Source organism: Pseudomonas agronomica (assembly GCF_025917275.1).
GTDB lineage: Bacteria > Pseudomonadota > Gammaproteobacteria > Pseudomonadales > Pseudomonadaceae > Aquipseudomonas > Aquipseudomonas agronomica.
Genome location: NZ_JAOSHO010000499.1, coordinates 1 through 3,579, shown reverse-complemented (window position 1 = coordinate 3,579; position 3,579 = coordinate 1). Strand labels below are relative to the sequence as shown.

The window sequence follows — 3,579 nt, the reverse complement described above, 5'->3', positions numbered from 1 at the left end:
TGTGGGAGTCAGCTTGCTCGCGATGGGCTGCTACCGATAAACCCCATCCTTCCCATGCCCAACCATTGCCCGATTGCTGCGCAGGCTGATCATCGACTTTAGGTCGATCCATTCGATGCCCTGGGCCTTGAGCTTGGGCAGTTCGCGTTCGAGTACCGCCAACGTCTGCGGGTAGGGATGGCCGATCATCACGGCCGAGCCCTGTCGGTGGGCCAGGTCGATGGCGGTCTGGAGCTGATGGGCGATGGCCGCTTCGGTGCGCTCGTCATCCAGGAACACATCCCGCGACACGCTGGCCAGGCCGATCTTCTGCGCTTCGGCGGCAGCTACGGTCTGTGCGCTGGTGCGGCTGTCGACGAAAAACTTGTGCCGCTGCTGCAGATTTGCCATCAACCACGCCATGGCTTGGGGCTGGGCGGTCATGCGGCTGCCCATGTGGTTGTTGATGCCACTGGTGTAGGGCACGGCGGCAAACGCGGCGTCGAGGCGCTTGCCCAACTCTTCGATGGAAAGGTCTGGGTGCCAGGCGAACGGCCCGGTGGCCGGGTCCATGGGCATGTGCAGCATGACCAGCTTGCCGGCGCGATGGGCTTCGCGAGCGAATTCGGCGGCATGGGGTGTGTCGGGCATGATCGCGGCGGCGACCGGGCCGGGAAGGGCCAGCACACGGCGATCCCGGGGCAGGTTCTGTCCCAGGTCATCGATGATCAGGCTCAGGTAAGCCTTGTGCGGCGAGGAGGGCGTGGCGGGGGCCGCGTCAACGGCCCCCGCCAGCAGGCACAACAGGATGAAGAGGCAACGCAGGCCCATCTCAGCGGCCGGACGTGATGTTCAATCCTTTGAGCAGGCTCAAGGCCTGGGCCAACTGATAGTCGTCGTCCTGCGGCATCGGCTTGGCCTTGCCACCGGAACCGGTCGGTTTGTCGGCGCCGCCGTTGCCATTGCCCAGGTGACCTTGCAGGTCGGCTTCCTTGAAGTACTCGCTGTCCGCCTCGCTGGTGATCTTGGCCTTGCGCACTTCGATATCAGGGACGATGCCCTGGGCCTGGATGGAGCGGCCATTCGGTGTGAAGTACAGCGCGGTGGTGATCTTCAGGGCGCGGTCGTTGTTCAGCGGCAACACGGTCTGCACCGAGCCCTTGCCGAAGCTGGTGGTGCCCATGACCACGCCGCGTTTCTGATCCTGCAGGGCGCCGGCGACGATTTCCGAGGCCGAGGCGCTGCCGCCATTGATCAGCACGACCAGCGGAACGGCTTCGCTCAGGTCATTGCCAGTGGCGGAGAAGCGCAGTTCGGAGTTGGCAATGCGCCCCTTGGTGTAGACGATCAAGCCTTTGGTGATGAAGTGATCGACCACTTCCACCGCTGATTGCAGTACGCCGCCGGGGTTGTTGCGCAGGTCCAGGACCAGGCCGTTGAGTTTCTTGCCGTTGTCCTTGCGCAGCTTGGCCAAGGCCTTGGCGACTTCTTCGCCGGTCTTGACCTGGAACTGGGTGATGCGGATGTAGCCGTAGCCCGATTCCAGCAGTTGGCTCTTCACGCTCTTGACCTGGATGACCGCCCGCGTGAGGGTCACGTCGAATGGCGTGCCGCCGTCGCGTACCAGGGTCAGGGTGATCTTCTGGCCGATCTTGCCGCGCATCTTGTCCACGGCTTCGGTCATGCTCTGGCCGCGTGTCGGTTGGCCATTGATCTTGACGATGAAGTCACCGGCCTGGATGCCGGCCTTGGAAGCAGGGGTGTCGTCGATGGGCGAGACGACCTTGACGAAGCCGTCTTCGCTGCCCACCTCGATGCCCAGGCCGCCGAACTCGCCGCTGGTGCTTTCCTGCAGCTCGGCAAAGTCGTCCGGCCCCAAATAGGCCGAGTGCGGATCAAGGTTGCTGAGCATGCCCTTGATGGCATTTTCCAGCAGCATCTTGTCGTCCACCGGTTCGACGTACGCGGCTTTGATCCGGTCCATGACCTCGGCAAAGGTGCGCAGTTCGTCCAGCGGCAGCGGGGCCTTGGTGGTCGCGGCGGGTGCCGACGGGGCCGGCTCGGCGGCGAAAGCCAGGGGCGCGCCGATCACGAGGGCGATCGTCAGGGCCAGCGAGGTGAGGCGGGACAAATGCAGCATGTCGAACGAACTCCTGAGTTGGATGGGCGCGCTTATCCTTGCGCACGACACCATTGGGCCGGGTCACTGGGGCGACCCTGCTGGCGAATAGCGAAATACAGTGCTGGCGTATCCTGCCCGCCACTGTTGCCGACCGTTGAGATGGACTCGCCGGCCTTGACCACATCCCCCGCCGATTTGAGCAGGGTCTGGTTGTGGCCGTAAAGGCTCAGGTATCCATTGCCGTGATCGAGGATCACCAGCAAACCGGCGCCACGCAGCCAATCGGCAAACACCACGCGCCCGCCATGTACGGCATGCACCTGGCTACCGGCGGAGGCGCTGATCATCACGCCGTCCCACTTGGTACGGGTATCGTCGCCGCGGGTTTCACCGAAGCGCGCAAGTAATCGACCATTGACCGGCCATGGAAGTTTGCCTCGGGCCGAAGCAAAAGCGCCGCCGAAGGTTTCACCGTCACTGGAAACCAGTGCGCCGGGGCTGGATTTTGCCGGTTTGCGCGGTGCGTCGCCGGCGTCCGCGTCGGCCTGGGCTTCACGTAACCGCTTTTTTTCGGCTTCCTGCTGGGCGATCAGCGCTTTCTGGCGCGCTTCTTCTGCCTCGCGGGCCTGGCGAGCCAGGGTTTCTTCGATGGTTTTCAATACGTTGGCCAGTTCGGCCTGATCCTGCTCGCGAGCCTTGAGCTTGCTGTCACGGGCCTTCACGTCATCGTTGAGCTTGGCCAGGACCTCTTGGCGCTCCTTGCGGACCTTCTCGAGTTCTTCGCGCTGGGTGTCCAGGCTGCTTTTCTGCACCAGCAACTGGGCTTGCTGCAACTCGATGTCTTTTTCGACATTGGCCAGTTGGCGCAGGGTTTCGTTGAAGTTCTTGAGCTGCTCCAGGCGTGCCTGGCTCAGGTAATCGTAATAAGTGAGGGTTCGGGCGAATTTCTCGGGGTTCTGCTGGTTGAGCAGCAGCTTGAGGTATTCCTGGCGCCCGTTCTGGTAGGCCGCCCGAGCCTGGATGGCGATCAGCTTTTGCTGTTCAGTGCGCGCGCTCTGGAGTTTTTTTTTCTCACCATCGAGTCGCTGCAGCTCGGATTCGCTTTTCTTCAGCTCTTTCTGCAGGGCGTCGACCTGCTTCTCCAGCTTGCCCATCTCGGTCTCGGTGCCGCGCAAGTCCTTCTGGACGCTGGACTTTTCTTCCTGCAGCTTGCCCAGCAGCTTCTTCAGCTCGGCGATGTCCTGGCGCGTGGCTTCCAACTGTTGTTGGGTTTGCGCGCGCTCGTCGGCAAAGGCCGGTTGGAGGAGGCAGGTCAGGGCAAGGGCTATCAGGACGCGAAGCATAGAGGCGGGCGACACCAGGGAAAGGGACGGCCTAGTATGCCCGCCCCACGCTGCAAAAAAAACGCCCATTTGGGGCTGTGTGATAACTGGCCGAAAAAACACCAAACCCTTTGTGGGAGCGAGCTTGCTCGCGAT

Annotated in this window: 3 protein-coding genes; all 3 read right to left on the bottom strand. The window is 62.6% G+C overall.

Annotated features, from left to right (window positions below; translation table 11 throughout):
• Nucleotides 1-30 precede the first annotated feature (30 nt).
• The 3 genes from OC610_RS23410 to OC610_RS23400 are packed head-to-tail and all read right to left on the bottom strand — an operon-like array spanning nucleotide 31 to nucleotide 3,444.
• Entirely contained in the window at nucleotides 31-810 is a 780-nt protein-coding gene (locus tag OC610_RS23410) for a divergent polysaccharide deacetylase family protein (RefSeq protein WP_264431207.1), read from the bottom strand.
• 1 nt (nucleotide 811) lies between these two features.
• A complete protein-coding gene (locus OC610_RS23405; RefSeq protein WP_264431204.1) occupies nucleotides 812-2,119 on the bottom strand; it encodes a S41 family peptidase in 1,308 nt (435 codons plus the stop codon).
• 32 nt (nucleotides 2,120-2,151) lie between these two features.
• Nucleotides 2,152-3,444, bottom strand: coding sequence for a murein hydrolase activator EnvC family protein (locus OC610_RS23400; RefSeq protein WP_264431202.1), 1,293 nt, complete (start codon nucleotides 3,442-3,444; stop codon nucleotides 2,152-2,154).
• Nucleotides 3,445-3,579 lie beyond the last annotated feature (135 nt).

What these genes read in the sequence shown, in the direction of transcription:
- OC610_RS23405 (WP_264431204.1), bottom strand. Translation starts at nt 2,119, where the DNA reads ATGCTGCATTTGTCCCGCCTCACCTCGCTGGCCCTGACGATCGCCCTC.
- OC610_RS23400 (WP_264431202.1), bottom strand. Translation starts at nt 3,444, where the DNA reads ATGCTTCGCGTCCTGATAGCCCTTGCCCTGACCTGCCTCCTCCAACCG.
- OC610_RS23410 (WP_264431207.1), bottom strand. Translation starts at nt 810, where the DNA reads ATGGGCCTGCGTTGCCTCTTCATCCTGTTGTGCCTGCTGGCGGGGGCC.